Source organism: Siphonobacter sp. BAB-5405 (assembly GCF_002872335.1).
Lineage (GTDB): Bacteria > Bacteroidota > Bacteroidia > Cytophagales > Spirosomataceae > Siphonobacter.
Window position 1 is genome coordinate 1 of the sequence record NZ_NJAG01000123.1, and the last position, 2,873, is coordinate 2,873.

The 2,873-nt window shown below is 47.1% G+C and carries 2 protein-coding genes; both read right to left on the reverse strand.

Annotation, left to right across the window (positions count from 1 at the left end):
• Positions 1 to 12: 12 nt before the first annotated feature.
• Positions 13 to 924, reverse strand: coding sequence for an N-6 DNA methylase (locus BWI97_RS26345; RefSeq protein ID WP_233208074.1), 912 nt, complete (start codon positions 922 to 924; stop codon positions 13 to 15).
• 247 nt (positions 925 to 1,171) lie between these two features.
• A partial coding sequence (gene hsdR, locus BWI97_RS26350) for a type I restriction-modification system endonuclease (RefSeq protein ID WP_102203429.1) occupies positions 1,172 to 2,873 on the reverse strand: 1,702 nt, incomplete at its 5' end.

Consider the following 2,873-nt stretch of genomic DNA (forward strand, 5'->3'; position numbering starts at 1 on the left):
TATCGGGCAGTACTACGGCCGCCCGGCTCCGCCGCGTTTGTGTAGTGAGCGATAARTGTGCTGGAGGAAGTTGAGCTGTTTGTTACTGCTCAGGTATGTCAAATCATCCCGCGAAGGTCGTTCACCGCCCTGTTTCGTACCAAAGGGCGGGTTGGCTAGTACGCCATCGTAATCCCGAAAGCCCTTGCCCACTTCCGAGAGCGTATCGCCCATGTAAATCTCACTTTCCAGCCCGTGCAGTTTGGCGTTCATCAAAGCCAGCCGGTGAGCATCCTGCACCAGCTCGCAGCCCGTAAAGGCTTCTTTCACCTGAAATTCCCGCTCCTGCGTATTTAGATCAAAGTAATCGTCGTGCTTGTTTTTCAGGTACTCGTTGGCCGCAATCATGAAACCGAAAGTACCGGCGGCGGGGTCGTTCCAGCGTTCACCCAGTCTGGGAGCCATCAGCTCTACCATCACGTTAATCAGCGGGCGGGGCGTGAAGTACTGGCCCGCTCCGCTTTTCTTCTCACCGGCGTTTTTCTCCAGTAATTCCTCGTAAATGGTGGCAATTTTATCCTGCTCGTGCTCGTCGTACCAGTTGATGCCGTCAATGCTCGTAATCAGCGTTTTCAGGTTCACGGGTTTCCGCAGGGTAGTAGAGGCGTTGGTATAAATCTCTTTTACGGCCGGATTACTGGTTTTGGTCGAGATCGTCGCCAGCAGCTCGCGGTAGGTGTCAAAGAGATCTTTGTTATCAGTAATGGCCTTGAGTTTCGACCAGCGGTATTCTTCGGGAATAACGTCCTCAAACTTCTTTACTTCTGATAATCGCAGAAAAAGGATATAGGTCAGCTCGTTCAGGTATTGGTGGTAGGTTACTCCGTCGTCGCGTAAGACGTTACAAAGGCTCCAGAGTTTGTTGGCAATGTTTTCTGCAGTCACTTCTTTCTTTGTTTACATTTCTTCGTTTTTAGGGCGATAGTAGCGTAAAAACGTTACTTATCGCGTCATTTTTGCTAAACATCAGGCTTCATCGTGCCATTTGGTGCCTTTGAAACAAAATGTATCCCTAAAACACTTTAACTTTTTTAGGCTGCGAATTACGGCATCATTTCTGTAAAAAGCTTTTATTTCTCAGTTCTTATGAATTATACGCTGAAGCTATTCATTTAAATGGACACTTACTTTATTAAGCCTGATACAACTGCTGGTTAATCGCCTGAATAATCAATGGAAGCTTATCATCGAAAACTTTATTTAATACCTCTACTCCACCTGCATCCGAAAAAGGAGATTGATTCAAGTCTTCCAGTTGTAAAACGCATTCGGCCAATAGCTGTTTTTCAAAACGATCAATCCATTTCTGCTGTACTTTGTTCCAATTGGTTAGTGCTCGCACCTTATTCACGGCCCGTTTGATTCGTACCTCGTGGCTTTCCAGCGTACTACCAATCGCCAGCGTCCGGATAATGGAAATAATGTCCGCTCCGATGTCTTCATTTCGAACGGCTTTAAGAGCGGTCTTTACGTTCCGAGCCTCATAACCCGCCTGAGCCAGCGTCATCAACAAATCCTTCAATGCCAGCCGGGTTAATTCTGCCGGGCGGGTAACCACCAGGTTCAGAGCCGTAATCCTATTTTGATTCTCTTTGAGAAACGTAGTAAAGTTGTTGAGGTAATCCTCCGGCCGGGAAGCCAGTCCGTAACCAGGCTCCATGGCAATCAGGGTGTCTTCGTGTTCTGAAACGTAGACACGATCGGTTGAAATCTTAAGGGTATCTAGAAACGCCCACAAGCGAGGTAAAGCCGTGATACGTTGAATGGAATCTGCAACGGGGCGTTCCAGCAGAGAAGCCAGCAGAGATTCTACCGTTTCTCCGCCCGAATACAACTGAAAATCCTGTAGATGCTCCGTCCGCATGCGATGTTTCTTGCGTTGCAGTTTCGCTACCAGCTGTTCAATCTGCTGGGAAGCCCGCTCATTGGACTCAATCAGCGGTAATTCTTCCACCAGCTTACTAAAATTCAGGTTCGGATTCGCTACGACGGGTTTCATCGAGGTATACTCTTCTAAAGCCTCGTAAAGACGCACGGCATCATAAATCCGGAAGACCTCTTTCTTGATCGTATCACAACGACGGGTAGCCCGGCCCAGCATTTGCTCGTACAAAATGCGTGATTTTACCCGACGCATAAAGACGATATTGCAAATGGCAGGAACATCTATACCCGTCGTCAGGAGATCAACGGTAACGGCGATTGTAGGATACTTTTCGTTTTTAAAGCGGGTAAGCTGTTCTTGCGGATTATAAGATTTGCCCGTAATTTTTTGAATGGCATCATCAGCCACCAAAATCCCTTCGGCTCGAAACTCTTCTTTTAAATATTGCACAATCCGATCGGCGTGCTCATCGGTAGCGGCAAAAATCAGCGTTTTTTCGTCCCCATCCGGATCCAGCACCTGTACTAACTGTTTGACAACTGTCCGGTTGAAATTCTCCGTAAGTACCTGACGGTTAAAGCCCGCAATATCAATTTGCAGTTCGTCTTCCAGCTCATCAAGTTCAATGACCGTATTACTTTCCGCATCAAATACTTTGGGCCTTTCACCGGCTTGCCAGGCAATACCTTCTTCATTGAGTGTCGTTCGGATGATCAACGGTGGATCGTGGTCAATGAGATACCCATCAATCACCGCTTCCCGGTAGGAATAGGTATAAATGGGTTTTCCAAAAATATCCGTAGTGTGTAGAGCTGGAGTCGCAGTTAAAGCAATGGCGTAGGCATCAAAATAATCCAGCACCATGCGGTACTTGCTAACATAATCCAGCTGGTTTTTAAAATTTAAGCCTTCTTCRTCAATGTCTTTATCAAGCAAATAGCCCCGGTGG